Below are 25,429 nucleotides of genomic sequence, written 5' to 3' on the forward strand. Positions count from 1 at the left end.
TGGGATATCGGTCGAAACGGCGCCGACGTTGCGGAAGCGGCCGCCTCAAGGAGCCTGTCCCCATGGCGGTCCTCATCACCGGCGGCGCCGGCTACATCGGCTCCCACATGGTCCACGCGCTCAGCGACGCGGGCGAGGCCTGCGTGGTGCTCGACGACCTGTCGACCGGATCGCGCGAGGCCCTGCCCGAGGGCGTGCCGCTCGTCGTCGGCGACGTCGGCGACCAGGCGCTCGTGCGTCGGCTCGCGGCGTCCTACGGCGTCGACGCCGTCGCGCATTTCGCCGCCCGCATCGTCGCGCCGGAGTCGGTCGCCGACCCGGTCGGCTACTACGTCGCGAACACCGGCCGGACGCTCGCCCTGCTCGGCGCGGTGCGGGACGCAGGCGTCCGCCGCTTCATCTTCTCCTCGACCGCCGCCGTCTACGGCGTCTCGCCGCCGACGCCGACGCGCGAGGACGCGCCTCTCGCCCCCGCCTCGCCCTATGGCGCCTCGAAGATGATGTCGGAGCGCATCCTCGCCGACGTCGCCGCCGCGCACGGGATCGAGTTCGTCACGCTGCGCTACTTCAACGTCGCGGGCGCCGATCCGCTGCTGCGCACCGGCCAGCGCCTGCCCGGCGCCACCAACCTGATCACCGTCGCGATCCGCGCCGCGCTCGGACTCAACCGCGGGCTGGAGGTCTACGGAACGAACCTTCCGACGCCGGACGGCACCGGCGTGCGCGACTACATCCATGTCCGCGACCTTGCGAACGCCCATGTGGCGGCGCTCGGCCATCTTCGGGCCGGCGGACGGAGCCTCACGCTCAACTGCGGCTATGGCTGGGGCTACTCGGTGCGCGACGTGATCGCCTCGGTGAAGCGCGTCTCGGGCGTCGACTTCCCCGTGACCGCCCGGCCTGCCCGGCCGGGCGACCCATATGTCTCGATCGCCGACGCCGGCGCGATCCGCGAGGCGCTCGGCTGGCGCCCCGAGCGCGCCGATCTCGACCTGATCGTGGGCGACGCGCTGCGCTTCGAGCAGCGCTGGCGCGCGAACGAAACCCGCCGCCCCGCGAAAGCGAGACGGCGCGCCGGATAGCGTATCAAGACATCAGCCCAGGCGGTCGTCGCCGGGCTTGACCCGGCGATCCGTCGGGCGCGCACGCGCCCCTGACGGATGCCCGGATCAAGTCCGCGCTGAACTTTAGCGCGATCAGAAGACCGCGAGGTACTTCAGCAGCGAGATGATGCCGATGATGATGACGATGACCCGGACGATCTGCTTCGCCCGGCCGTCTATCGGCAGCATGCCGACGAGATAGAGCACGAGGAAGATCACCAGGACGGTGATCAGAATGCCGATCAGCGGACCCATCCTCAAATTCCTTTCGCGAAACGCACTCGGGAACGGTTATCGCGCCGGCTCGCTCCCGATTTTACGCGCCGTCGCCATGTAAAAACGCGCGCGTGACCCGCTTGTTCCGGACTAATTTCCTGATTCGACGATTTTCGCCGCAATCGACGGGGCCGCTCAGCGTTCCGGCGCGGAGAGCCTCGGCCCGGCCTTGGCGCTTGCGAGCGCCCGGCCGAAGGCGTCGGCGAAATCGGCGCGCTCGTCGGGCGAGAGCGCGCCGGCGAGATCAAGCGAGGAGCCGCGCGCCGCGACCGCGACCCGCGTCATGCCGAAATCCTCGTCGCGCTCGGTCTCGAGCCTGACCCAGAGCGGGTTGAAGCGCCATTCGCGGGCCGCGCCCTCGGCGAGATCTTGCGCACGAGCAGCTCGACATAGGTCAGCACCACCTGCTCGCAGGCGCGCGCCTGCGCAAAGGAGAAGCGGAAGGCGAGCCAGAGCGCGAGCACGTCGAGGCCGAGGAAGCCGACGATCGGCCAGGCGCCCATCAGGAAGAACGGCAGGCTGATGAGCGCGTTGAGCGCCGCGAAGCTTCCGATGACGATCGCAAAGCCCTTGGGGCCGAGCGAGCGGTGCGGCCGGATCTCGGCCGCGAAGACCGGCCGGTCGACGATGTCGTCGGTGCTGGCGCGCTCGCTCATAGCCTCAGTATAAGGGCGCGATGGCCGACCGTCAGTCTCCCGCCCCGAAGAAATCAGCGCCGCGCAAGGCCAAGGCTCCGCGCAGGCTCCCGCCCGCGACCGTGGAGGAGATGTTCCGCCGCTTCGAGGAGCGCGACCCCGAGCCCAAGGGCGAGCTCGAGCACACCGACCCCTATACGCTGCTGGTGGCCGTCGTGCTCTCCGCGCAGGCCACCGACGTCGGCGTGAACAAGGCGACGCGCCGCCTCTTCGCCGAGGCCGCGACGCCCGAGGCGATGGTGGCGCTCGGCGAGGACCGGGTGCGCGAACACATCAAGACGATCGGCCTCTATCGCAACAAGGCCAAGAACGTCGTCGCGCTGTCGGAGCGGCTGATCGCCGAGCACGGAAGCTCGGTTCCGCCCTCGCGCGCGGCGCTCGAGCTGCTGCCGGGCGTCGGCCGCAAGACCGCGAACGTCGTGATGAACACCGCCTTCGGCGAGCCGACCATCGCGGTCGACACCCATCTCTTCCGCGTCGGCAACCGCACGCAGCTCGCGCCGGGCAAGACGCCGCTCGCGGTGGAGCTCGGGATGGAGAAGGTGGTGCCCGACCGCTACCGCCGCCACGCCCACCACTGGCTCATCCTGCACGGCCGCTACGTGTGCAAGGCGAGGAAGCCCGAATGCTGGCGCTGCATCATCGAGGACCTGTGCCCGTTCGAGCCGAAGTCCGTGCCGGGAAAGGGCGCACGGGCAGTGGTTTAAGGCGCAGCGCTTTCAGCCGTCATGCCCGCGCCTTCGCGCGGGTATCAACGACTTCTCGAAGCGCCGCGCTCTGTCCCGCAGTCGTGGATGCCCGGCTTCGCCGGGCATGACGGCGAGGATCTTCGCCCTTCGCTCAGCGCCGCTTCCGCGACGGGCCGCGCTCGGGCACGTCGGTCTTGGTCGCGAGCCAGATCACGTGGCGGGCGCCCTTGCCGCTGTCGCTGGCGTAGACGCGGTGATCCTCCACCTTGAAGCCCGCGAAATGCAGCCGCTTGGCGAAGGCCTTGTCCGGGCCCTGCGACCAGACCGCCAGCACGCCGCCGCCCTTGAGCGCCGCGCGCGCCATCCCGAGGCCATACTCGCCGTAGAGATCGTCATTGCCCGTGGACGTCATGGCCTCCGGGCCGTTGTCGACGTCGAGCATGATCGCGTCCCAGCCGCCGGCCTCAATGACGCGCGCCACGTCCTCGACCACGATCTCCACGCGCGGATCCTCGAGACTGCCGCCAAAGATCTCCGCCATCGGTCCGCGCGCCCAGACGACGACGGACGGCACGAGTTCGGCCACCACCACCGTGGCGTCGGCCGGCAGGCTTTTCAGCGCCGCGCCGAGCGTGAACCCCATGCCGAGCCCGCCGATCAGCACCTTGGGCTTCTTGCGCGCGGCTATGCGCCCGCAGGACAGCGTCGCGAGCGCCTTTTCCGAGCCGCTCAGGCGGCTGTTCATCAGCTCGTTGTGGCCGAGCCGGATGGAGAATTCCTGGCCGCGCCTGAACAGGCGCAGGTCGTGCTTGCCGCCCGGCGCCGGGGCGGAGTCGAGCTGCTCCCAGGGGATCATGGGCGCGCCGCGATCATGCGCGCACCGTGCGGCTCGTCGGGAACTTCCAGCCGATCAGCAGGAACGACAGCGCCGCGGCGCCTGCGACCGCCGAAAGATACCAGCCGACCGCCGCGACGCCGTGGCTCTTGGCGAGCGACGTCGCGATGTAGGGCGCGGGCGAGGCCCCGAGGATGCCGGCGAGCGTGAAGGCGACCGACGCGCCGGTGTAGCGCACCGCCGTCGGGAAGAGCTCCGCGAGCGCCGCGCCCAACGGGCCGTAGGTCAGCCCCATGAGCCCGAGGCCGATCGACAGGAAGACGGTGACGGAGACCGCGTCGCCGGCCACGAACAGCGGCTCGAACGCGAAGCCGTAGGCCACGATTCCGAGGCTCGCGGCGATCAGCGTCTCGGCGCGGCCGAAACGGTCGGCGAGCTTGGCCGAGACCGGGATCATCAGGCCAAGGAACAGCACGCCGATCATTTGCATCGGCAGGAATTGCCCGCGCGTGTAGCCGAGCGTGGAGGTGCCCCAGCTCAGCGTGAACACCGTCATCAGATAGAAGATCGCGAAGGTGGCGGCGGCGGCGACGGTCGCGATGGCGAGCGTCGGGAAATGGTTCGAGAACACCTCCGCCATCGGAACCCGCACCCTCTCCTCGCGCTCGATCGCCTTCTGGAAGGCGGGCGTCTCGGTGATCTTCAGCCGCACCCAGAGCCCCACGAGAACGAGCGCCGCGCTCGCGATGAAGGGGATGCGCCAGCCCCAGGACAGGAAGTCAGCGTCGCTCAGCGTATCGGTGAGGATGAGGAAGCTTCCCGTCGAGCACAGGAACCCGATCGGCGCGCCGAGCTGCGGGAACATGCCGTACCAGGCCTCCTTGCCGGGAGGCGCGTTCTCGGTGGCGAGCAGCACCGCCCCGCCCCATTCACCGCCGAGACCCAGCCCCTGGCCGATGCGGAAGAGGCACAGCAGCAGCGGCGCGAGCAGGCCGGCCTGTTCGTAGGTCGGCAGCAGGCCGATGGCGACGGTCGAAAGGCCCATGGTCATCAGCGCCGCGACGAGCGTCGCCTTGCGCCCGACCCGGTCGCCGAAATGCCCGAACAGCGCCGCGCCGACGGGCCGCGCGAAGAACGCGATGGCGAAGGTCGCGAAGGACTGCAGCGTCGCGGTCGCGGGATCGCCGCCGGGGAAGAACAGTTTCGGGAACACAAGCACCGCGGCGGTCGCGTAGATGTAGAAGTCGAAGAACTCGATCGTGGTGCCGATCAGGCTCGCGAACAGCACGCGGGCGGGGGAGTTCCTCGGGGCGGCGGAAGCGTCGGACACGGCAGTTTTCTTGGTTTGATTTCGAGGCCGTGGCCATAGACCCCATGCGCCGTCTTGGGAACTGGCCGGCGCGCGATTGAGACGAACTGCGTGCTTCGAGACGCGCCGCTTCGCGTCGCTCCTCAGCATGAGGCGCGTTGGTTTCGGGCCGAGCGGAGACCATCCTCATGCTGAAGAGCCCGCCTGCGGCGGGCGTCTCGAAGCGCGCAGTCCCCGCCGATTCAGACGATGCGCGTGACCTTCAGGAACACGTAGGTCGCAAGGCCGGTCCCGGCCATCAGGACCATGGTCCAGAGGAAGCCGTGCGGGCTCTCCACGCCCGGAACGCCGCCGACATTCATGCCGAAGACGCCGGTGACGAGCGTCATCGGCAGGAACACCGCGGTCACGATCGACAGGACGTAGAGGTTCCGGTTCGTGATCTCGGCGAGGATCGCGGCGCGCTCGTCCTGAAGCTGGCGGGCGCGCTCCTGCGCGAGGTCGAGGTCGTGGCCGACCGAATCGATGCGCGCCACCGCGTCGCGCAGCGCCGCGACGTCGTCCTCGGGGGCCCATTTGGGGGGCGCGCCGCGAGCCGTCCGAGCACGAGCCGCTGCGGCCCGAGATGGCGGCGCAACCGCGCGAGCAGGCGGCGGACGCGTCCGAGATCCGCCGCCCCGCGCGCGGCGTCGTCGAGGATCGCGGCCTCGACCGCGTCGAGGTCGTGGGTCGCCTCCTTGACGAGGCCGAGGAAGGCGTCGGCGAGATGCTGCAGCAGGTCGGCCACGAGATTGAGCGAGCGGACCTTGCCGGTCGGCCGGTCCATCTCGCGCCTCAGCCGGTCGGTCGCCTGCAGCGGATGGCGGCGGGCCGTCACGACGCGGCGTTCGTCGAAGAAGATGCGCAACGCCCCGACCGCTGAAGGGTCGTCCTCGAAATCGTGATGGAGGTCGCTCAGCACGCCCGCGAGGCCGTCGTCGCCGGCTTCGCGCAGCCGCACGAGTTCGTCGTCGTCGAGCAGCGCGTCGCGCGCCGGAACCGGCAGGTCCGGCTGCTCCTCGAGCCATTTCTGGACGCGCAGATCCGTGACGTCGAGGTGGATCCAGACAAAGGAGCCGGGCGACGCCAGCGCGGCGTCGACCGTTTCCCAGTCGAGCCGCCTGACGTCGCCCGTCTCCGAGGCCTGGAACCCGCAGATCAGCCGCGGGTCATGAAAGGTGAACATGCATCAGAAGATATGGCGCAGGATCCAGAAGAGCGCCCCAGAAAGCGCGATCGAGACCGGCAGCGTCAAGATCCAGGCCATCGCGAGGTTGCGGATGGTGGAGACCTGAAGACCCGACCGGTTCGCCGCCATCGTTCCGGCGACGCCCGACGACAGCACGTGGGTGGTCGAGACCGGCAGGCCATAGACGTCGGCCGCGCCGATGGTCGCCATCGCGACGAGCTCGGCGGAGGCGCCCTGCGCGTAGGTGAGGTGCGTCTTGCCGATCTTCTCGCCGACCGTGACCACGATCCGCTTCCAGCCCACCATCGTGCCGAGGCCGAGCGCGATCGCGACCGCCACCTTCACCCAGGTCGGGATGAACTTGGTGGCCTCGTCGAGCGAGCCCTTGTAGGTCGACAGCGCCTTGGCCTCGGTCGCCGACAGGGCCGGCTGGCCGGACTTGGCGATGATGCGGATGGCTTCGGAGGCGAGATACATGTCGTTGCGGACGTTGCCGACCTCGGTCGCCGGGACCGCCGCGACCGAGCCGTAGCCCTTCACGTCGTTCGCCGTGATCGTGATGAGGCTCTGCAGCGCCGGGACCGTCTCCGGCTGGAGCGTGCGGGAGCCGACGAAGGCCGTGACGGCCGCGCGCGGATCGCCCGAGAACGCCGGAGCGCCGTTGGCATGGGCGGCGAGCGCATGAACCGCGCCCTGGGCGTTCATCTCATAGGCCGCGACATGGCTCGGCTCGACCGCGCGGTTGAGCGCGTAGGCCGTCGGCACGGTGCCGATGAGGATGAGCATGATGAGGCCCATGCCCTTCTGGCCGTCATTGGAGCCGTGCGCGAAGGAGACGCCCGTGCAGGTCAGGATCAGCAGGCCGCGGATCCAGAGCGGGGGCGGCGCGTCGCCCTTGGGGGCCTCGTAGAGCTCGGGGCGCTTCACCAGCACCTTCATGGCGAGCAGCAGCAGCGCGGCGCGCAGAAGCCGATCAGCGGCGAGAGCAGCAGCGCCTTGCCGATGCCGGCCGCCTGGCTCCAGTCGACGCCCGATGTTCCGCTGCCGGCCGGCGCCATCATCTGGTTCATGAGGCCGACGCCGATGATCGAGCCGATCAGCGTGTGGGAGGAGGAGGACGGCAGGCCGAACCACCAGGTGCCGAGGTTCCAGATGATCGCGGCGAGCAGCAGCGCGAACACCATCGCGAAGCCCGCGTCGGTGCCGACCTTGAGGATGAGCTCCACCGGCAGCAGCGACACGATGCCGAAGGCGACCGCGCCGAGGAGGTGAGCACGCCGAGGAAGTTCCAGGCGCCCGACCAGACCACGGCGGCGTTCGGCTTCAGCGAGTGGGTGTAGATGACCGTCGCGACCGCGTTCGCGGTGTCGTGGAAGCCGTTCACGAACTCGAAGCCGAGCGCGATGAGCAGCGCCAGGAACAGCAGCACGTAGACGAGCGAGCCCGCGGGCGGCGCGACCTGGAGGTCGTGGATCAGGCTCGCGCCGGAATAGACCAGGCCGATGAGCAGGATGGCGACGAAGGCGCCGCCGGCGAAAAGCGCCGCTCCGCCGCGCGGCCCGGCCGGGGCCGCGAGCGCGGGGTGGGATGTCGTGTCAGCCATGGAGGGGTTCCGGACGCGTGACGGGGCGCCCGGCGCACCTCGCGCCGGCGTCCCCGCCGATCACGGGGACGTTATTTCCGGCCGATGACGCTTTCGTGAACCGTTAACGGTTTATCCTCACGACGGCGTGAGGGACATGGAGGCGGACCGTCCTCAGCCGACGGCGAGCGACAGCGTTCCGACGCCCGCGACCGCGCCTTCGAGCCGGTCGCCCGGCCGCACCGGGCCGACGCCGGAGGGCGTGCCGGTGAAGATCAGGTCTCCGGGGCGCAGCTCGAACAGCCGCGAGAGGCCGGAGATCATCTCCGGCACGGTCCAGATCAGCTGGTTGAGGTCGCCCTCCTGCACGCGCGCGCCGTTGACGTCGAGCGTCACCGCGCCGCTGGTCGGATGGCCGATCTCGGAGGCGCGCGCGAGCGCGCCGCAGGGCGCGGCGTGGTCGAAGGCCTTGCCGACCTCCCAGGGGCGGGCGAGCTTCTTGGCTTCGGCCTGGAGGTCGCGGCGGGTGAAGTCGATCCCCACCCCGTAGCCGAACACGAGGCCGAGCGCGTCGGCCTCCGCAACGTCGACGCCGCCGCCCGACAACGCCACCACCATCTCGATCTCGTGGTGCACGTCCGAAGTCGCGGGCGGATAGGGGAAGGTCGCGCCGTCGGGCAGCAGCGCGTCCGGCGTCTTCATGAAGAAGAACGGCGGCTCGCGGTTGGGGTCGTGGCCCATCTCGACCGCGTGGGCTGCGTAGTTGCGGCCGACGCAATAGACCCGCCGCGCCGGAAAGAGCGCCGACGTTCCGCGCACCGCGACAGCGGCCTGCGGCGCGGGCTCGAAGACGAAGTCGGACATGGCGGGCTCCCTGATGCGTCGGCGATCCCGGCTGCTTAGCACCCCCGGGCCGCGCCTGTCGCCGCCGGAGCCGCGCGCGCCTACTCCTTCAGGAGATAGCGGAAGACCTGTCCCTCCCCGGCGCTCCACTCGCTCGTCCCGAAGAAGAGCGAGCCGCGCGCGATCGCCGGCGAGGTCGTGAAGGCCGGAACGCCCGGCTTGGAGCGCCACATCTCGCGGCCGTCCGTGAGCCTGAGAGCCGCGACGTTTCCCTCGGTCAGGCCGACGAAGACGAGGCCGTTCGCGATCGCGGGCGTCGCGTTGAGGTTGGTCGCGGTCTGAAACGTCCAGCGCGTTTTTCCGGTTCGCGCGTCGAACGCATAGACGCCGTTGGAGTCTGTCACCGCGACGACGCCCTCGCCGACCGCAGGAGAACCGCCGGTCGCGCCCAAGGGCGCCGACTTCCAGCGCCGCTTGCCGTTTTTGGCGCTGAAGGCCCAGACGGCGCCGGCGTCGGTGACGTAGACCGTCCCGTCCACCACCGCGGGCGTAGCCACGGAGAGGATCTGGAGCTTCGTCGTCCACTTTACCTGGCCGGTCTTGGCCGCGAGCGCCGTCAGAACGCCGTAGTTGTTGGTCGCGAAGACGTTCTTTCCGTCCGTGGCCGCCGCGGCGACGAGCGGGCCCTTCATGTCGGTCGACCAGCGGCGCGCGCCGGTCTTGGCGGTCAGCGAATAAAGGCGGTTGTCGTCGCAGCCGAAATAGACCGCGCCTCCGGCCACGATCGGAGAGACGCTGTAGGCCGAGCAACTGAGCGAGGCCCGCCACTTCTGCTTACCCGTCGCGGCGTCGAAGGCGTAAAACGCCTGCTCGCCGTCGCCGACATAGAGCCGCCCGCCGCTGACCGCGGGCGTCGTCTGGACGCGGGCGTTGTCGAAGTCGTGGACCCAGACCTTGCGCCCGCTCTCGACGTCGAGCGCCGACAGAAGCGAGCCGGACGTGAAATAGACCAAGCCGTTGGCCGTCACCGGGCCGGCGGAGACCCGCGTCTGCGCGTTCGAGCTCCAGCCACGGACCAGCTTCTTGGCCGTGTCCGTCGAGATCGCGGTCTCGAACGGATTGTAGGCCGCCCCGGCCGCGTCGAACTTCGGCTGCGCCCAATCCCCCGGCAGCGGATCGGCGGCCGAAGCTTCGCCGCATATCGGCGCGCCTGCGAGCGCCCCGACCACGAACGCACGCATCAACGCTTCGCGAAAAGTCATGACCGGCCCCCGCCTCAAGTCCTGCCGCGACTAAACAGCGGCCCGGAACTGTGGCAAGACGCGAACCGCCCATGGGCGGACCGTTTTCTACGCTCGCCCAGTTTTGTCCCCGCCAGCCGTCGTCTTCGTCGCGACGCCCTAGATCCTCCCGAACCGCTTACCGTCTGCACGGACCCCCGATGGACATTTCCGGATCCCACCGCATTCCCGCTCCGCGCGCGTCCGTCTGGGCGGGACTGCAGGATCAGGAGACGCTCAAGGCCTGCATCCCAGGCTGCCGCGACCTCGCGCCGGCGGGCGGCGGCGGCTTCGAGGGCGCGGCGGAGATCAAGGTCGGCCCGCTCAAGTCGACGCTCGAAGGCCGCGTGAGGATCAGCCAGGCCGAGGAGCCGCATCGCCTCGCGATCGCGGCGACCGCGGCCGATCCCGCCGCGGGCGGCGGCGAGGGCGAGGGCGAGATCACCCTCTCCGAAGACGGCGCCGAAACGCTCGTGGCCTATTCGGGCCGCATCGAGCCGAGCGGCAAGATCGGCCAGCTCGGCGGGCGCCTGGTCACCGGCGTCGCGCGCCAGTCGATCGAGGCCTTCTTCACGCGTTTCTCCGAGCTCGCGGCGGCCGGCGCGCTGCCGGGCGGATCGCCCGCGCCCGCGCCCGACGAGCCCCGCGCTCACCGACGCCCCGCCGCTCGTCCATGAGGAGCCGGCGGCCGAGCCCGCGCCGACGCTCGAGGCGCCGCCCACCGTCGAGGACGCGCCGCGCGCGCCGCTCGAGCCCACGCCGATCGCGCCGACCTCGGTGCCCGACGTTCCCGACCCCGTCGAAGTGGCGGCCGCGGAAGAGGCGAAGGAGCCCGAGGAGCGCAGCGGCTCGGTCGGCCGCATCATGCTGGTGGCCGCGATCGTCGTGGTGGTCGGGATCGCGATCTACTTCGGCTTCATGCAGCGCCCGCCCGCCTGAGCCGAGAAGACTACCGCCCGTCCAGCACCCGCTCGCGGATCTGCTCGAGCCGGGCGAGCCGTTCGGACGCCTCCTGCGAGGACAGCTCCGTCACCCGGGCTAGCAGAGCTTCGGTCAGCGCCACGAGGCCGGTGAAGGAATCCCATGCGCCGGCGCTTGCGGTCGGGCCGACGAGCGTCGCCTCCGCGAAGGCGGCCGCGGGGGCCTCCGGCGCGTCCGTCATGAGCACCACGGCGGCGCCGCGCTCGGCGCAGAAGCGGCAGAGCCGCACCACGTCCGGCTGATAGCGGCGAACGTCATAGGCGAGCACCGCGGTGCGGCGGCCGACGTCGATCAGCCTGTCGGGCCAGGTCGAGGACAGCGAGCCGACCTCCTCCACCCCGCCGCGGATGATTTCGAGATGGCGCACGCTGAGCCGCGCCAGCGACTGGCTGAGCCGCCCTCCGACCACGAGCACGCGACGGCGCGGATCCGCCAGGCGCTGGGCCGCGGTCTCGAACTGGGCGCGGTCGAGGTCGCGGAACGCGGCCTGCACGTTGAGCGCGAGATGGTCGCCGAAGGCCTGCAGGCTGTCGCCGCCCTTCGGCGCGAGCTCGGCGCGATGCGCCGTCCAGCGCCCGAGCGGAGAGGCGCGCTCGGCCGCGAGCTCGCTCCGCAGCCGGTCCTGCAACGAGCGCCAATTGTCCATGCCGAGTTTTGCAAGGAGCCGCAGCACGGTCTGCGAACTCGCCCCCGCGGACCGGGCGAAGCGCGCCATCGGGGCGAGGCCCGCGATCGGATAATGGGTCGCCAGATGGTCGGCGGCCCTGCGCTCCTGCGGCGTCAGCTGCGAGGCGATCGCGCCGAGCGCCTGCGCGACCGTCGCCGGGGTCGCGCCCTCCGGATTGGGTCCCATCACGACGCTCCCTGCTTCGGCTCTCGACGGCCTCTTCACAACATCTTGACAGAAATGTTTCGTCAACGGAACGTTCGTTCCAACCGCGACCCGCCGTCAGGGGGACGGGCCGGCGGGGGGCATCGCGACGGCATGTTCGGGACACATGAAACCGCGCCGCCGTCGCCCGCAACGGGGCGGACCAAATGGCAGAACCGACGGGAACGGGCGCGACCTATCAGCAGGTCGACGCGGACTATTTCGCCAAGCGCGGGCTGACGCGCTACGCTGGCGTGGCGAGCCTCTGGGCGCTCGGCGTCGGCGCGGTGATTTCGGGGCACTTCTCGGGCTGGAACTTCGGCTTCGCCACCGGCGGCTGGGGCGGCATGCTGGTCGCGGGCATGATCATCGCGGTCATGTATCTCGGCCTCACCTTCTCGATCGCCGAGATGTCGGCGGCGCTGCCGCACACCGGCGCGGCCTACAGCTTCGCGCGCACCGCGATGGGCCGCTGGGGCGGCTTCTTCACCGGCCTCTGCGAAAACGTCGAATACGTCATCACGCCGGCGGTCATCGTCACCTTCATCACGTCCTACGTAAACTCGATCGTCGGCATCGATCCGATCTATTCGCCGATCGTATGGATCGTGTTCTTCGCGATCTTCGTCGCGCTCAACGTCTTCGGCCTCGAACTGTCGTTCAAGGTCACGATGGTGATCACGCTGATCTCGCTCGCGGTGCTCATCTTCTTCTGGATCAGCGCCATCCCGCACATGGACTTCAACAAGTTCGCGCTGAACATCGGCGTCGGCCCCGACGGAGCCGCGGTCGAGCTCCCCGACGGCGGCGGCTCCTGGTTCCCGTTCGGCTTCTCCGGCGTGCTCGCCACGCTGCCCTTCGCCGTGTGGCTGTTCCTCGCCATCGAGCAGCTTCCGCTCGCGGCCGAGGAGTCGGTCGACCCCAAGCGCGACATGCCCAAGGGCATCATCCTCGGCATGTGCACGCTGATGCTCTCGGCCTTCATGATCGTGCTGCTCAATCCCTCGGTGATCGGGGTCGGCTCGTTCAAGCTCTCGACCTCGCTCGAGCCGCTGCTCGACGGCCTGCGGGCGATCTACGGCGACACCGGCGTGGTGCTGCTCGGCGTCGTGGCCCTCACCGGCCTCATCGCGAGCTTCCACACGATCATCTATGCGCAAGGCCGCCAGATCTATTCGCTGTCGCGCGCCGGCTACTTCCCGCGCGGGCTCTCGGTCACGCACTCGAAGTTCAAGACCCCGCATGTCGCGATGATCGTCGGCGCGGCCGTGGGCTTGAGCGTCATGCTGATCATCTGGTTCTCGCTCGGCGCGGAGCAGGCGGGCTCGACCATCGGCTCGGTGCTGCTCAACATGGCGGTCTCCGGCGCGATGTTCTCCTACATCGCGCAGGCGGCCTCGTTCATCCTGCTGCGCAAGAACGCGACCCACATCGAGCGGCCCTACCGCTCCCCTCTCGGCGTGCCCGGCGCGGTCGCCACCATCGTGATCGCGGTGGTGACGCTCGGCTACCAGGTGCAGGACCCGAACTTCACCAAGGGCGTGCTCTGGGTGCTGGTCTGGTTTGCGGTGATGACCGCGTATTTCGGCCTCGTCGGCCGTCACAAGCTCGTCCTGTCGCCGGAAGAGAAGTTCGCCCAGTCGGGCGGCAAGGACGCCTACGAGTCGCATTGATGGAGTAAGATCCGGAGCCGCCGCGCTCTTGTCCCGGACCGTGGTCCGGGATCCGGAAACGCGGCGGCTCCAAGACGAGCAGAACCGTTCGTCCCCTTTCTCAGGTTTGCGGATCACGTCCGGGACAAGGGGTTCAAGCCAGCGGGACCCGATGAGCAAAAAACAACAAAAGTCCGCCAAGGATCTGCTCGACCTGATCGACGGCCGCGGCCTCACCCATGTGAAGGTCGGCGTCACCGACGCCGACGGCGTGCTGCGCGGCAAATATATGAGCCGCGAGAAGTTCGCCTCGGCGCTCGAGAAGGGTTTTGGCTTCTGCGACGTCATCTTCGGCTGGGACTCGAACGACCAGCTCTATGACAACGCCCGCTTCACCGGCTGGCACACCGCCTTTCCGGACGCCGCCGTCCGTCTCCTGCCCGGGACCGCCCGCGACCTGCCGCTCGAGGGCGACATGGTGTTCGTGCTCGCCGAGTTCGCCGGCGAGGCGGAGGCGCTCTGCCCGCGCGGAACGTTGCGCCGGGTCCTCGACCGCGCGGCCTCGATGGGTTTCGAGGTCAAGTCCGCGGTCGAGTTCGAGTTCTTCCTCTTCGAGGAGACCCCGCATTCGGTGCGCGAAAAGGGCTACAAGAACCTCAGATCCATGACCCCGGGCTTCTTCGGCTATTCGGTGCTGCGCTCGGGCGTCCACGCCGAGTTCTACGCCGAGCTGCTGAAGCTCGGGAACGACATGGGTTTTCCGATCGAGGGGCTGCACACCGAGACCGGGCCGGGCGTTCTGGAGGCCGCGATCGAGGTCTCGGACGCGCTCGAGGCCGCCGACCGCGGCGCGCTGTTCAAGACCATGACCAAGATCCTGGCCGAGCGCCGCGGGCTGATGGCGACCTTCATGGCGAAGTGGTCGCCCGACTGGCCGGGGCAATCGGGACACCTCCACGTCTCGCTCCTGAAGGACGGGGAGTCGGCCTTCTACGCCAAGGGCGAAAGGGGCTCGATGTCCGACGTGATGCGCTGGTTCATCGGCGGCCAGCAGGCGCTGATGCCGGAGGTCCTCGCCATGGTCTCGCCGACGGTCAACGCCTACACCCGCCTCATCCCCGGCTTCTGGGCGCCGACCGACGCCACATGGGGCGTCGAGAACCGCACCTGCGCGCTCCGCGTCATCGAGGGCGGGCCGAAGAGCCAGCGGGTCGAATTCCGGGTGGCCGCGGCCGACATCAACCCCTATGTGGCGCTCGCAGCCGCCATCGGCTCAGGCCTCTGGGGGGTGGAGAACAGGATCGAGCCGGACGCGCCCGTCCAGGGCAACGCCTATGAGCAGAAGCACAAGGCCAAGCGCGCGCTGCCGCGCACGCTCGGCGAGGCGGCGGCCAAATTCGCGTCGTCAAAGCCTGCCAAGGAGCTGTTCGGCGAGGCCTTCGTGGAGCACTGGGCCGCGACCCGCGACTGGGAGCAGCGCGAGTTCAACAAGGCGATCACCGACTGGGAGCTCGCGCGGTACTTTGAGATCATCTGAGCCGCGCTCACGGAGAGAGCGTCATCCCGGACGGCCGCGAGGCCGAACCGGGGTCGTTCTCCGAAATGAGCGCCTCTTCCTGACAACGATCCCGGCTCTGCGCCTTCGGCTCCGGCCGGGATGACGACGTGAGACACATGACCGACCAGATCTGCATCTCGCCCATCGACGGAACCGAATTCGCCCGCAGGCCCGTCGCCTCGCCGGCCGAGATCGAGGCCGCGATCTCCGGGGCCAAGCGCGCGCAGGCCGAATGGGCGTCGGTCCCGATCGCCGAGCGCGGCGCGAAGATGCTCGACTTCCTGCGCGAGCTGCTCGCTCTCAACCAGCAGATCGTGCCGGAACTCGCCCAGCAGATGGGCCGGCCCGTCCGCTACGGCGGCGAGATGCGAGGCGTCGATGAGCGGGTGCGCTGGTGCGTCGAGACGGCGGAAGCCTCGCTCGCCGACGTGGTCCCGCCGCAAACGCAAGGCTTCAAGCGCTTCATCCGCCGCGCGCCGCTCGGAACCGTCTACGTCATCGCGCCGTGGAACTATCCGTTTCTCACCGTGGTGAACTCGATCGTCCCGGCGCTCATCGCCGGCAACTCGGTGCTGCTGAAGCACGCCGCCCAGACCATCCTGGTCGGCGAGCGCTTCCAGCAGGCCATGGACAAGGCGGACCTGCCCAAGGGCCTCTTCGCCAACATCGTGCTCGACCACGAGCAGTCCGGCCGGATGATCTCTTCCGGCGTCATCGACCACATCAACTTCACCGGCTCCGTCGCCGGCGGCAGGGCCGTCGAGCGCGACGCGGCCGGCACCTTCGCGAGCCTCGGCCTCGAGCTCGGCGGCAAGGACCCGGCCTATGTGCGCGAGGACGCCGACCTCGACTTCGCGATCGAGAACCTCGTCGACGGCGCCTTCTTCAACTCAGGCCAGTGCTGCTGCGGCATCGAGCGCGTGTATGTGCACGAAAGCCATTACGACCGCTTCGTGGAAGGCGCGGTGGAGCTGACGAGCAAATATGTGCTCGGCAACCCGCTCGACGACGCGACGACGCTTGGGCCGATGGCGAACCGCCGCTTCGCCGACGTGGTGCGCGCCCAGACCGCGGAGGCGATCGCGGCCGGCGCGAAGGCGCATCTCGACCGACAAGCCTTCGCCGCGGACAAGGAAGGCACGGCCTATCTCGCGCCGCAGATCCTCACCAATGTCGACCACACCATGCGCGTCATGACCGAGGAGAGCTTCGGGCCCGTGGTCGGGATCATGAAGGTATCGTCCGACGAGGAGGCGCTGAAGCTGATGAACGACAGCGTCTACGGCCTGACCGCGTCGATCTGGACCAAGGACGTCGCCGCGGCCGAAGCGCTCGGCGACCGGATCGAGACCGGCACCGTCTTCATGAACCGCTGCGACTATCTCGACCCCGCGCTCGCCTGGACGGGCGTAAAGGACACCGGCCGCGGGGCCTCGCTCTCCGAGATCGGCTTCCATCAGCTGACCCGGCCGAAGAGTTTTCACCTGCGCGAGGCGTCGTGACCCTGACCTGATCCTCAGTCGTCATCCCCCGCCTTGTCCGGGGGATCCACGGTCGGCGTAGAGCTCCGCGCTCTGGCCTGGATCCTCCGGACAAGCCGGAGGATGACGCAGCGTTTCGGAGCGAGATCGTCGGACGCGGCGCCCCAAAGAGTTTTGCCCATGACCTTCACCTCCTCCTGGAACTACCCCACCCGCGTTCTGTTCGGCCCGGGCCGGATCTCGGAGCTCGCCGCCGCCTGCGGGACCGCCGGGATCACGCGTCCGCTCTTCGTCACCGACGCAGGGCTGAAGGACGCCGACATCACCAAACGCGCCCTCGACCTGCTGGACGGCGCGGGGCTGAAGGTCGCGCTCTTTTCCGACGTGAAGGGAAACCCCACCAACGCGAACGTCGAGGCGGGCGTCGCGGCCTATCGCGCCCATGAGGCCGACGGCGTGGTCGCCTTCGGCGGCGGCTCGGGGCTCGACGTCGGAAAGCTCGTGGCCTTCATGGTCGGGCAGACGCGGCCCGTGTGGGATTTCGAGGACGTCGGCGACTGGTGGACGAGGGCCGACGCCGCGAAGATCGCGCCGATCGTGGCCGTTCCGACCACGGCCGGCACCGGCTCGGAGGTCGGCCGCGCGGCGGTGGTGACCAATGAGGAGACCCACGAGAAGAAGATCATCTTCCATCCGAAGATGCAGCCCGTCGTGGTGGTCGCCGACCCCGAGCTCACCATCGGCCTGCCGCCGAAGCTCACCGCCTGGACCGGCTTCGACGCGCTGGCGCACTGCCTCGAGGCGTTTTCGGCGCCCGGCTTCCACCCGATGGCCGACGGCATCGCGGTCAACGGCGCGCGGCTCATCAAGACCTATCTGCCGCGCGCGGTCGCGGACGGCTCGGACATCGAGGCGCGCGCCAACATGCTGGCGGCCGCCTCCATGGGCGCGGCCGCGTTCCAGAAGGGGCTGGGGGCGATCCACTCGATGTCGCACCCCGTCGGCGCGATCTACGACACCCATCACGGCCTGACCAACGGCGTGGTGATGCCCTACGTGTTCCTCGCCAACCGCCCCGCGATCGAGGAGCGGTTCTCGCGGATCGCGAAATCCTTCGACATCGAGGGCGGTTTCGACGGCTTCATCGGCTGGGTGCTGGAGTTCCGCGAAAAGCTGTTCGTGGCCAATACGCTTGCGGACCTCGGCGTCGACGAGAGCCGGATCGGCGAGCTCGCCGCGAAGGCCGAGGCCGACCCGTCGACCGGCGGCAATCCCCTGCCCTTCAAGGCGGCGAACTTCGAGACGCTGTTCCGCGCCGCCATCCGCGGCGACCTCGAGGCGGCGAAGGGCGCAGCCTCGTGACCGCCCGCCCCGTCCGCCTGCTCGTCGCCGAGGGCAACACCCCGGCGCTCCGCGAGCGCCATGCGAAAACCTCCGGCCAGACCCCGAGCGCGTTCTACGCCGGCGTCCTCGGCGGACTCGCCAAGGAGCTCGGCTTCGAGGCCAAGATCGATCTCTGCTTCCCGGCCGACGAGGGCGCGAACCTGCCGTCCGGCGAGGATCTTTCGGGCTATGACGGCGTCGCCATCACCGGCTCCGGCCTCAACCTCTGGAAGGCCGAGCGCGAGTCGCTGGCGCAGGTCGAGTTCGCGCGCGCGGTCTATGCGAGCGGGCTGCCGTTCTTCGGTTCCTGCTGGGGCCTGCAGGTGGCCGCGGCGGCGGCCGGCGGAGAGGTGAAGCTCAATCCCGCCGGCCGCGAGATCGGCATCGCGCTCGATCCGGCTGACCGAAGCCGGCCGCGCCCATCCGATGCATGAGGGGCGCCTCGAGGTCTTCGACGCCCCCGCGATCCATTCCGACGAGGTGGCGAGCCTGCCCGAAGGCGCGACCGTCACCGCCACCAACGAACTCTGCAGCGTGCAGGCGGCCGAGATCCGCCATGGCGGCGGCGTGTTCTGGGGCGTCCAGTTCCACCCCGAATACACCTTCGCGGAGCTCGGCGGGATCCTCACCCGCTACACGCCGATCATGATGCAGGAGGGCTTCTTCCGCGACGAGCAGGGGCCGCGACCTACATCGCCGATCTCGTGGCGCTCGACGCCGAGCCCGGCCGCAAGGACCTCGCCTGGCGGCTCGGCGTCTCGACCTCGGTGCTGGAGCCTGCGTTGAGGCGCGCCGAGCTCACCAACTGGCTGAGGAATCAGGTCGGCCCCGCCATGAGCGCGCGCGGGGGGGCGTGAGGGCGCCGCGCGTGCTGGCGCATTTTCTCGCTCGACGCTGACGCAACACCGCGGTCATGCCCGCGCGGCAGAGCGGGCATCCACGACTTACCGGGATCGCGGAGCGCCCGCCGAAGTCGTGGATACCCGAGCAGAGCTCGGGCATGACGATCGAAAGCGCCTCGCCAAGAGTATGATGGGGTCAATCTCGCTCACCGCCGTCATGCCCGCGCGGCAGCGCGGGCATCCACGACTTTCTGGGATCGTAGAGCCCTACGCCAAAGTCGTGGATGCCTGAGCAAAGCTCGGCATGACGGTCGAGGCGACGCCGCCTGGTCCGGACTGCCCTAACCCCCGCCGAAGCCCCTCACTTCGCCTGCTTCACCGTGTTGGCGGCGCCCATCGACGAGATCTTCGGCTTCGGGGCGCCGTCGGCGGTCTTCCACTCGACGGCGTTGTCCGCGCCGTTCACCTGAAGCGTCGAGGCGCCGGCCAGGATCAGCGTCACCTTCTGCTGCGCTCCCGCGATCTCGACCCTGGCCGAGCCCTCGGTCGGCTTGATCGTCGCCGCAACCTCGTTCTGGGTGACGTCGACGCCGAGCGCGCCCGTCTCGCCGCCCCGCACCTTGTGGCCGACGCCCGAGACCAGCATCTCCTTCGCCGCCTCGAACGTCACCTCGTGGGCCGAACCGTAGACGATGACTTTCCCGCAGGCGCCCGTGAGCTCGATTTTGTTCTCCGCACCGTAGATCCCGACGTCCTCGCCGCCGCACGGAACCTCGCGGCTGATGCCGACGCCCTCGATCTTCAGCGGCTCGGCGAGCGCGGACGCCGGGATGGCGAGCGCAAGCGCGAGGCTCGCGCCGGGCGCGATGCGGGCGAAACGGATGGTCATGCGAAATCCCCTCGAACGAGCCCGGTTCCGGCGGGCCGCGCCGGACATCGCGCCGAAGCCCCCTGGGTCAAGCGGCCCTCAGGTCACAGCGCGGGCGCAAAAAACGCCGCGAGCGCGCCGATGCCGAGGCCGAGCGCGAGCGCCTTCAGCAGCTGCGCCGCGCTCACCTCGTCCTCGGCCGGCGTGGGCGTATAGACAGCTCTCCGGCCGAAGGTCTTGGGCCGGTCGTCGTCGTTGGTCTTCCGGCCCCGGTTCTGGAACACCCGATACTCCATGCGCGCGTCTCCTCAGACGGCCGCGTGCCGGCCGTCGTCCTCCTCGGTGATCTGATCGCTTGTTCCAAGCCCCGTTCATGGAGCCGTCCTGGCTCCCGGGCGAGCGATCTCTACCCCGCGAACGCGGCGACTGCGCGTCGGGTTACGTCACGAAACGGACCATGGTGAAGCAGGCGTTAACACGCGTCTCAGACGGCCTTCAGCGCGGTGTCGAGATCCTCGATCAGGTCGTCGACATGCTCGAGCCCGACCGAGAGCCGCAGCGTGGCGTCCACGATCCCCACCGCCTCGCGGTCAGCGGGCGACAGGCGCTGGTGCGTCGTCGTGGCGGGATGGGTCAGAATCGACTTGGCGTCGCCGAGATTGTTGGAGATCTTGACGACCTCGAGCGCGTTGCCGAGCCGGAACGCCTCCTGTTTGCCGCCGTCGACGCGGAACGCCACCAGCGTGCCGCCGCCCGACATCTGCTTCTTCACGAGCGCCGCCTGCGGATGGTCGGGCCGCCCGCAATAGGACAGGGTCGTGATCTTCGGATGGGCCGCGAGATAGTCCGCGATGGCGGCCGCGCTCGCCTGCATGCGCTCCACGCGCAGCGCCAGCGTCTCCAGCCCCTTGGCGAGCGTCCAGGCGTTGAACGGCGAGAGCGACGGCCCGGTCTGGCGCAGGAAGGTGTGGAGGTGGTCCATCACGAACTTCTCCGACCCCAGCACCATGCCGCCGAGCGTGCGGCCCTGCCCGTCGATGTGCTTGGTGGCCGAGTAGACCACGACGTCAGCGCCGAGCTTCAGCGGCTTCTGCAGGATCGGCGTCGCGAACACGTTGTCGACGACGAGCAGCGCCCCGGCCTCATGGGCGATCTTGGCGATCGCCTCGATGTCGTAGACCTCGAGCGTCGGGTTGGTGGGCGTCTCGATGAAGAACGCCTTGGTGTTCGGGCGCACGGCCGCGCGCCACTGGTCGAGATCGCCGCCGTCGACGAGCGTCGAGGGCACGCCGAAGCGCGGCAGCAGGTCCTCGACGACGTAGCGGCAGGAGCCGAACAGGGCTTTGGCCGCCACCACGTGGTCGCCGGTCTTGACCTGACAGAGCATCGCTGCGGTGACCGCCGCCATGCCCGAGGCCGTCGCGCGGCCGGCCTCGGCGCCTTCGAGCGCGATCATGCGCTTTTCGAAGGTGGAGACGGTCGGGTTCGAGAAGCGCGAATAGATGAAGCCCGGGTCGCGCCCGTCGAAGCGGGCCTCGGCCGCCTCCATGGTCTCGTAGGCGAAGCCGGAGGTGAGGAACATCGCCTCCGACATCTCGCCGTAGCCGGACCGCGCCTCGGCCTCGTGCACGAGGCGGGTGGCGTCATGGAGCTGGCGGTCTTTGGGGAGCGATGCGCGGGCCATGGGGGCGACCTCAGAAGGATCGGCCGGGCCGCGACGGTGAGAAAACCCTTGGGCGTCGCGCGTCCGGCCTTTTAGCGGTTTCGTTTAACGTGGCTGCAAGCCGGCCGGCCCAAAGAACCACGGGAGAGCGCTGGAGTTACGCCCCGCGGCGCTTGGCGTCAACGCCGCTTGTCGGTAAAGCCGGATATCGACCGCCCCACGCCCGTCATGCCCGGCGAAGCCGGGTATCCACGACTTCGGCGTAGAGCGAGGCGATGCAAAGTCGTGGATGCCCGAGACAAGCTCGGGCATGACGGCGACAGTTCGGGAGCGCGCCTTGCTCGGTTCGGATCAAATCGGCGGCATTCTGCCTTCGCAGGCGATCGAAAGACTGATCGCCGAGGGCGCGATCGCGCTCGACCGCCCGGTCGCCGCCGACCAGATCCAGCCGGCGAGCCTCGACCTGCGGCTCGGGCCGGTCGTCCACCGCGTGCGCGCGAGCTTCCTGCCGGGCGGGGCCTCGGTCGCGGAGCGCCTGAAGGAGCTGACGCTCCACACCATCGACCTCGAACAGGGCGCGGTGCTCGAAACCGGCTGCGTCTACATCGCGCCGCTGATGGAGCGGCTCGCCCTGCCGGCGGACGTCGCCGCCGCCACCAATCCGAAAAGCTCGACGGGTCGCCTCGACGTCTTCACCCGCGTCATCGCCGACGGCGCGCGGGCCTTCGACCAGATCCCGGCCGGCTATTCCGGCCCGCTGTTCGCTGAAATCTCCCCGCGCACCTTCCCGGTGCTGGCGCGCGCCGGCTCGCGCCTCAGCCAGCTTCGGCTGCGCCGCGGCGAGGCGCGCCTTACCGACGCCGAACTCGCCGACCTCCAGACGCGCGCGCGCCTCGTCGACGACGACGCGGCCGACGTGAAGGGCGGCGTCGCGGTCACCGTGGACCTCAAGGGCGACGGCGAAGGCCTCGTCGGCTGGCGGGCGAAGCGCCACACCGGCGTCGTGGACGTCGATGCGCCCGGCGCCAACGCGGTGGAGGATTTCTGGGAGCCGATCCGCGCCGGCCGTTCCGGCCTCATCCTCGATCCGGGCCAGTTCTACATCCTCGCCTCGCGCGAGGCCGTGCAGGTGCCGCCCGACCACGCCGCCGAGATGACGCCGTTCGATCCGCTGGTGGGCGAGTTCCGCGTGCACTATGCGGGCTTCTTCGATCCCGGCTTCGGCCATTTCGAGGCCGGCGGCTCGGGCGCGCGCGCCGTGCTCGAGGTGCGCTCCCACGAGGTGCCGTTCATCCTCGAACACGGCCAGACGGTCGGCCGCCTCGTCTACGAGCGCATGCTGGAGCGCCCGGCGACGCTCTACGGCGAGCTCAAGACGTCGAATTACCAGGGCCAGAAGTTGAAGCTCTCCAAGCATTTTCGGGCGCCGTGAGGGCGGGCGGGTGACCTTGGAATCTCAGCAAACATCGCTCTAGAGCGGCCTATTTTGCTCAAGCTGCCAGCAATATTTGCGCACCAATTGAAAAACTCAAGAGTTTGTATGAGTCCTTCTAACAACGAATTTCGAGCGTAGCTCCAGTTTGGCAAACCTAGAGATCCCCGAATGACCGACTTTGCTGGCATCGACGATGATGATTTCCTTGTCTCCCCCTGCATTCTCGAGCAGCGCAGGACGGGCGTTATCGAACCACTAAGCGTGAGAGGGCTCTGCGGAATCGTAGAAGAAGCGCCGAGGGAACTCGCTGTCCTCGGAATTGAAGTCACCCCCGAGGCAATCGTTCGGCGCGTTCGCGCTGAGCTAGAACGCGGCGTTGGTTGGGGACAGTACGTGCAGCCGAGCGCGGAAAATTTTCAGGCGGCGTTGGCTGAAGAGCGGCTCGACGATTTTTGCTTGGCGTTTCAGAAGCTCTATGGAAACGGCTCGATCTTCCGCGAACCGATGGCCAAGCCTGAGATCCGGGCGTTTATCGACGCCTACGAGATTGAAATGCCGGTCTTCGGAGAGGACCTGTACCGATCGGCGCGGCTACGCCTGAACTGAGGAACGCGCACCAGGCAGCTATCGCCGGCGCCAAGCGACATCGGCGCGCTGGATCGAGCACACGTTCCGCAGCTACGAAGGCGATCTAGACGTTGCGGTGGTTGGCGCATCAGGCCTACTGGCCACCCGTGACCCGTATGTATGGACCGGCTGCTGTTCGCAACTGAGGCGTGCTGGTGCGGAAGTCGCTGATATGTATCCGGCCTGTTTGATCGGCTCGCGGGCCGTGGCCTTGATGGGAATACGCACGCGCATTTGGTCTCATTAGCGGACAGGTCGCCAAGCGACCCTAAGGGTCATCAGACTCCGAGCGCGTTGATCGATCCGTTCCATGCAGTTCTCGGTCGCGAACTTAACGAGGCTACGGCTTCAGATCGCCGTAGCCTCAACAGGGTGAGCGTCGAACGCCCTGTCATGACGTAGAACGCTCCAGGCGATGCGGGCGAGCTTGTTGGCCAGCGCCGTCGCCAGCTTGTTGCGGTGAAGGCGCGTCGCCGCTTCCTTCAGCCACGATCCGAAGCTGAACCGCTCCCAGTTCTGCGGCCGCATGAGGATGACGTTCGCAGCCTGGATGAACAGCGTTCTCAGATAGCGGCTGCCGCGTTTCGAGATGCGCCCGAGGATCGACCTCCCGCCAGTGCTGTACTGCCGCGGCACAAGGCCGAGCCAGGCGCCGAAATCGCGTCCGCGTTCGAAGGCTTCGCCCGTTCCGATCGCGGCGACCACGCCGGTGGAGATGAGCGGCCCGACACCCGGCACGCTCATCAACCGACGGCAGTTCTCTTCGGTCTGGCTGATCTGCTCGATCTCACGGGTGATGGTCTCGATGCGTTCGTCCAACCAGAGCCAGTCCTCATAAAGCCCAACGATCAGGTCGTGCATGCGCGGCGAGATCTCGCTCTCCCTGTTCCTCAAGATCTCGAACAGCGAGTTGCGCAGCGAGCGCGAACCTGTCCTGACCGCGATGCCCTGTTCGATCAGGAAGGCGCGGATCTGGTTGATGGTCGCGGTGCGGCGGGACACCAGCCGCGAGCGCACTCGATGACAGGATTGGAGATCGAGCTGATCCTGCGTCTTCTCCCGAACCAGGTTTAGGTTCGGCCGCAATGCCGCCTCAGCAATCGCCTCTGCGTCGTTGTAGTCATTCTTCTGGCCCTTCACGAAGGGCTTCACGTAGATCGCCGGAATGATCCGAGGCTCATGGCCGAGCTCACGCAGCGTCCGGCTGACAAAGTGCGCGCTCAGACAGGCCTCCATTCCGACGATGCAGGGCGGAAGCGCCCTGAACGTCTCGACGAGGGCAAGCCGTCGGATCTTCTTCCGGAACGCGATCTTCCCGTCGGGGCCAAAACCCACGACGTGAAAGACGTCCTTGCCGATATCGATTCCGACGGATGTCAGCGCGGGCGTTGTGGTTTCGCGGGTCGTTTGCATGGGCTGCTTCTCCAGGTCTTCGCGGGCAACAGCCTTGAAGGCTAACCCGCCGAGGGAAGCAGCCGGTCCATCCCATTAGCCGACGCTCGGAGGGTCTGCTCTCGGCCGGAAGCGTCGACGGATGCTGGCCGGTTTTATGCTCGCCAACGCCGCGCTGAAGGATCTTCTGGACGAAGAATGCTAACGCGCGCCGCCAGACGGGAGGCACAACGCATTTTGCTGCGTTCTCCGTTTGAGAGCTACACCCGCGCCAACCATGCGACCGCTGCCCAAATCGCAGCAGCCGCTAACCCTATTCGGACCTAAGCGATAATTGCTTGGCAGGAGTCCTTTTGATTCCAGCAAGGGCTCAATATTCCATTTGAATACGTGGCGGTCGCCAGACGACGCCGGCGACCGCTAAAGTCCCGTTCGGACCTTAGTTCGATGCAGTCTTCGTTGGGTGATAGCTCAGGATCGAGTCCCAGAGGTCGCACTTGTGCTGGGCGACGAACTCCGCGTCGGTGATGGCGGTCGAGAACGGGATGTTCTGTTCGAGCACGCCGGGAAGGTTCTTCTTGGCCCGGAAGCGCGGCCATGGGCTGTTGCCGGAACCGTTCGGATTGCCGCTCCAGGCGAAGCTGGTCCAGGCGGCAACCAGTTCGTCGGAGAGCTTCCGCTGCTGCTTGTTGAGGTCGTGCGGGATGCCCTGGTCGCCGCCGTGCCAGCCGATGAACAGGTACTGGATGTCGGCTGTGTGATAGGCGAGCGACAGGTAACCGGGCATCTTTGGGAAGTAGGGTGGGCGCGGTGCGGTCGGCGAACTGGTAGGCGTA

23 protein-coding genes, 3 pseudogenes and 1 riboswitch are annotated in these 25,429 nt (G+C 68.5%); of the genes and pseudogenes, 12 read left to right on the plus strand and 14 right to left on the minus strand.

What is annotated here, in order from left to right; genetic code table 11:
- Positions 1-62: 62 nt before the first annotated feature.
- The gene (gene galE / locus K6K41_RS05725) at positions 63-1,082 is read left to right on the plus strand and encodes a UDP-glucose 4-epimerase GalE (RefSeq protein WP_261404263.1); all 1,020 of its coding nucleotides are present in this window, start codon (positions 63-65) and stop codon (positions 1,080-1,082) included.
- Positions 1,083-1,196: 114 nt separating this feature from the next.
- Here the strand turns inward: galE and K6K41_RS05730 are convergent, their stop codons facing one another.
- Complete coding sequence (locus K6K41_RS05730; RefSeq protein WP_261404264.1) at positions 1,197-1,358, minus strand: Thivi_2564 family membrane protein; 162 nt, start codon at positions 1,356-1,358, stop codon at positions 1,197-1,199.
- Between the two features lie 156 nt (positions 1,359-1,514).
- A pseudogene (locus K6K41_RS05735) lies at positions 1,515-2,035 on the minus strand (DUF2244 domain-containing protein).
- Between the two features lie 20 nt (positions 2,036-2,055).
- Here K6K41_RS05735 and nth point away from each other — a divergent pair.
- Positions 2,056-2,781: an endonuclease III gene (gene nth / locus K6K41_RS05745; RefSeq protein ID WP_261404265.1), complete on the plus strand. Its 726-nt coding sequence runs from the start codon at positions 2,056-2,058 to the stop codon at positions 2,779-2,781.
- 133 nt (positions 2,782-2,914) lie between these two features.
- Here the strand turns inward: nth and K6K41_RS05750 are convergent, their stop codons facing one another.
- The 6 genes and pseudogenes from K6K41_RS05750 to K6K41_RS05780 all read right to left on the minus strand — a co-directional run bounded on the left by K6K41_RS05750 (position 2,915) and on the right by K6K41_RS05780 (position 9,801).
- Positions 2,915-3,619 carry a spermidine synthase gene (locus K6K41_RS05750; protein ID WP_261404266.1) on the minus strand — a complete coding sequence of 235 codons (705 nt, stop codon included), beginning with the start codon at positions 3,617-3,619 and terminating at the stop codon, positions 2,915-2,917.
- A gap of 13 nt (positions 3,620-3,632) precedes the next feature.
- Positions 3,633-4,928 (minus strand): MFS transporter, encoded by a 1,296-nt coding sequence (locus K6K41_RS05755; protein WP_261404267.1) that lies wholly within the window; start codon positions 4,926-4,928, stop codon positions 3,633-3,635.
- Between the two features lie 221 nt (positions 4,929-5,149).
- Positions 5,150-6,132 (minus strand): annotated as a pseudogene (locus K6K41_RS29285) (CorA family divalent cation transporter).
- Between the two features lie 3 nt (positions 6,133-6,135).
- A pseudogene (locus K6K41_RS05770) lies at positions 6,136-7,738 on the minus strand (inorganic phosphate transporter).
- Between the two features lie 153 nt (positions 7,739-7,891).
- Positions 7,892-8,581 carry a fumarylacetoacetate hydrolase family protein gene (locus tag K6K41_RS05775; protein WP_261404269.1) on the minus strand — a complete coding sequence of 230 codons (690 nt, stop codon included), beginning with the start codon at positions 8,579-8,581 and terminating at the stop codon, positions 7,892-7,894.
- Between the two features lie 80 nt (positions 8,582-8,661).
- Positions 8,662-9,801 carry an outer membrane protein assembly factor BamB family protein gene (locus K6K41_RS05780; RefSeq protein WP_261404270.1) on the minus strand — a complete coding sequence of 380 codons (1,140 nt, stop codon included), beginning with the start codon at positions 9,799-9,801 and terminating at the stop codon, positions 8,662-8,664.
- Between the two features lie 200 nt (positions 9,802-10,001).
- Here K6K41_RS05780 and K6K41_RS05785 point away from each other — a divergent pair, with 200 nt between their 5' ends.
- Positions 10,002-10,517, plus strand: a complete 516-nt coding sequence (locus K6K41_RS05785; protein WP_261404271.1) for an SRPBCC family protein — start codon at positions 10,002-10,004, stop codon at positions 10,515-10,517.
- Between the two features lie 100 nt (positions 10,518-10,617).
- Complete coding sequence (locus K6K41_RS05790) at positions 10,618-10,779, plus strand: hypothetical protein (RefSeq protein WP_261404272.1); 162 nt, start codon at positions 10,618-10,620, stop codon at positions 10,777-10,779.
- A gap of 10 nt (positions 10,780-10,789) precedes the next feature.
- Here the strand turns inward: K6K41_RS05790 and K6K41_RS05795 are convergent, their stop codons facing one another.
- Positions 10,790-11,674 carry a MurR/RpiR family transcriptional regulator gene (locus K6K41_RS05795; RefSeq protein ID WP_261404273.1) on the minus strand — a complete coding sequence of 295 codons (885 nt, stop codon included), beginning with the start codon at positions 11,672-11,674 and terminating at the stop codon, positions 10,790-10,792.
- Positions 11,675-11,859: 185 nt separating this feature from the next.
- Here K6K41_RS05795 and K6K41_RS05800 point away from each other — a divergent pair, with 185 nt between their 5' ends.
- The 6 genes from K6K41_RS05800 (at position 11,860) to K6K41_RS29295 (ending at position 18,552) form a co-directional block, all read left to right on the plus strand.
- The gene (locus K6K41_RS05800) at positions 11,860-13,365 is read left to right on the plus strand and encodes an amino acid permease (RefSeq protein ID WP_261404274.1); all 1,506 of its coding nucleotides are present in this window, start codon (positions 11,860-11,862) and stop codon (positions 13,363-13,365) included.
- 151 nt (positions 13,366-13,516) lie between these two features.
- A complete protein-coding gene (locus tag K6K41_RS05805) occupies positions 13,517-14,881 on the plus strand; it encodes a glutamine synthetase family protein (RefSeq protein ID WP_261404275.1) in 1,365 nt (454 codons plus the stop codon).
- Between the two features lie 137 nt (positions 14,882-15,018).
- Positions 15,019-16,404: an aldehyde dehydrogenase family protein gene (locus K6K41_RS05810; protein WP_261404276.1), complete on the plus strand. Its 1,386-nt coding sequence runs from the start codon at positions 15,019-15,021 to the stop codon at positions 16,402-16,404.
- 159 nt (positions 16,405-16,563) lie between these two features.
- Positions 16,564-17,745 (plus strand): iron-containing alcohol dehydrogenase, encoded by a 1,182-nt coding sequence (locus K6K41_RS05815; RefSeq protein WP_261404277.1) that lies wholly within the window; start codon positions 16,564-16,566, stop codon positions 17,743-17,745.
- Positions 17,742-18,200 carry a type 1 glutamine amidotransferase family protein gene (locus K6K41_RS29290; protein WP_315855144.1) on the plus strand — a complete coding sequence of 153 codons (459 nt, stop codon included), beginning with the start codon at positions 17,742-17,744 and terminating at the stop codon, positions 18,198-18,200. Before K6K41_RS05815 ends, K6K41_RS29290 begins: the two co-directional genes overlap by 4 nt.
- Positions 18,193-18,552 carry a glutamine amidotransferase-related protein gene (locus K6K41_RS29295; protein WP_315855145.1) on the plus strand — a complete coding sequence of 120 codons (360 nt, stop codon included), beginning with the start codon at positions 18,193-18,195 and terminating at the stop codon, positions 18,550-18,552. Before K6K41_RS29290 ends, K6K41_RS29295 begins: the two co-directional genes overlap by 8 nt.
- Positions 18,553-18,969: 417 nt before the next feature.
- Here the strand turns inward: K6K41_RS29295 and K6K41_RS05825 are convergent, their stop codons facing one another.
- The 3 genes from K6K41_RS05825 to K6K41_RS05835 form a co-directional block, all read right to left on the minus strand.
- A complete protein-coding gene (locus K6K41_RS05825; RefSeq protein ID WP_261404278.1) occupies positions 18,970-19,497 on the minus strand; it encodes a DUF3060 domain-containing protein in 528 nt (175 codons plus the stop codon).
- Between the two features lie 83 nt (positions 19,498-19,580).
- Positions 19,581-19,772: a hypothetical protein gene (locus tag K6K41_RS05830; protein ID WP_261404279.1), complete on the minus strand. Its 192-nt coding sequence runs from the start codon at positions 19,770-19,772 to the stop codon at positions 19,581-19,583.
- A gap of 188 nt (positions 19,773-19,960) precedes the next feature.
- Positions 19,961-21,160, minus strand: a complete 1,200-nt coding sequence (locus K6K41_RS05835; protein ID WP_261404280.1) for an O-succinylhomoserine sulfhydrylase — start codon at positions 21,158-21,160, stop codon at positions 19,961-19,963.
- 51 nt (positions 21,161-21,211) lie between these two features.
- Positions 21,212-21,291: riboswitch (SAM riboswitch) on the minus strand.
- Between the two features lie 158 nt (positions 21,292-21,449).
- On the opposite strand from K6K41_RS05835, the gene K6K41_RS05840 reads away from it, so the two are divergent.
- Both K6K41_RS05840 and K6K41_RS05845 read left to right on the plus strand, forming a co-directional pair.
- Positions 21,450-22,571, plus strand: a complete 1,122-nt coding sequence (locus tag K6K41_RS05840) for a 2'-deoxycytidine 5'-triphosphate deaminase (RefSeq protein WP_261404281.1) — start codon at positions 21,450-21,452, stop codon at positions 22,569-22,571.
- A gap of 171 nt (positions 22,572-22,742) precedes the next feature.
- Positions 22,743-23,180, plus strand: a complete 438-nt coding sequence (locus tag K6K41_RS05845) for a hypothetical protein (protein WP_261404282.1) — start codon at positions 22,743-22,745, stop codon at positions 23,178-23,180.
- Between the two features lie 369 nt (positions 23,181-23,549).
- Here the strand turns inward: K6K41_RS05845 and K6K41_RS05850 are convergent, their stop codons facing one another.
- Together K6K41_RS05850 and K6K41_RS05855 are read right to left on the minus strand one after the other, a co-directional pair.
- Positions 23,550-24,614, minus strand: coding sequence for an IS110 family RNA-guided transposase (locus tag K6K41_RS05850; RefSeq protein ID WP_261401868.1), 1,065 nt, complete (start codon positions 24,612-24,614; stop codon positions 23,550-23,552).
- A gap of 418 nt (positions 24,615-25,032) precedes the next feature.
- Entirely contained in the window at positions 25,033-25,380 is a 348-nt protein-coding gene (locus K6K41_RS05855) for a carboxylesterase family protein (protein WP_261405656.1), read from the minus strand.
- Positions 25,381-25,429 lie beyond the last annotated feature (49 nt).

Origin of the sequence: Chenggangzhangella methanolivorans (assembly GCF_019797865.1) — a bacterium.
Classification (GTDB): Bacteria; Pseudomonadota; Alphaproteobacteria; order Rhizobiales; family Methylopilaceae; genus Methylopila; species Methylopila methanolivorans.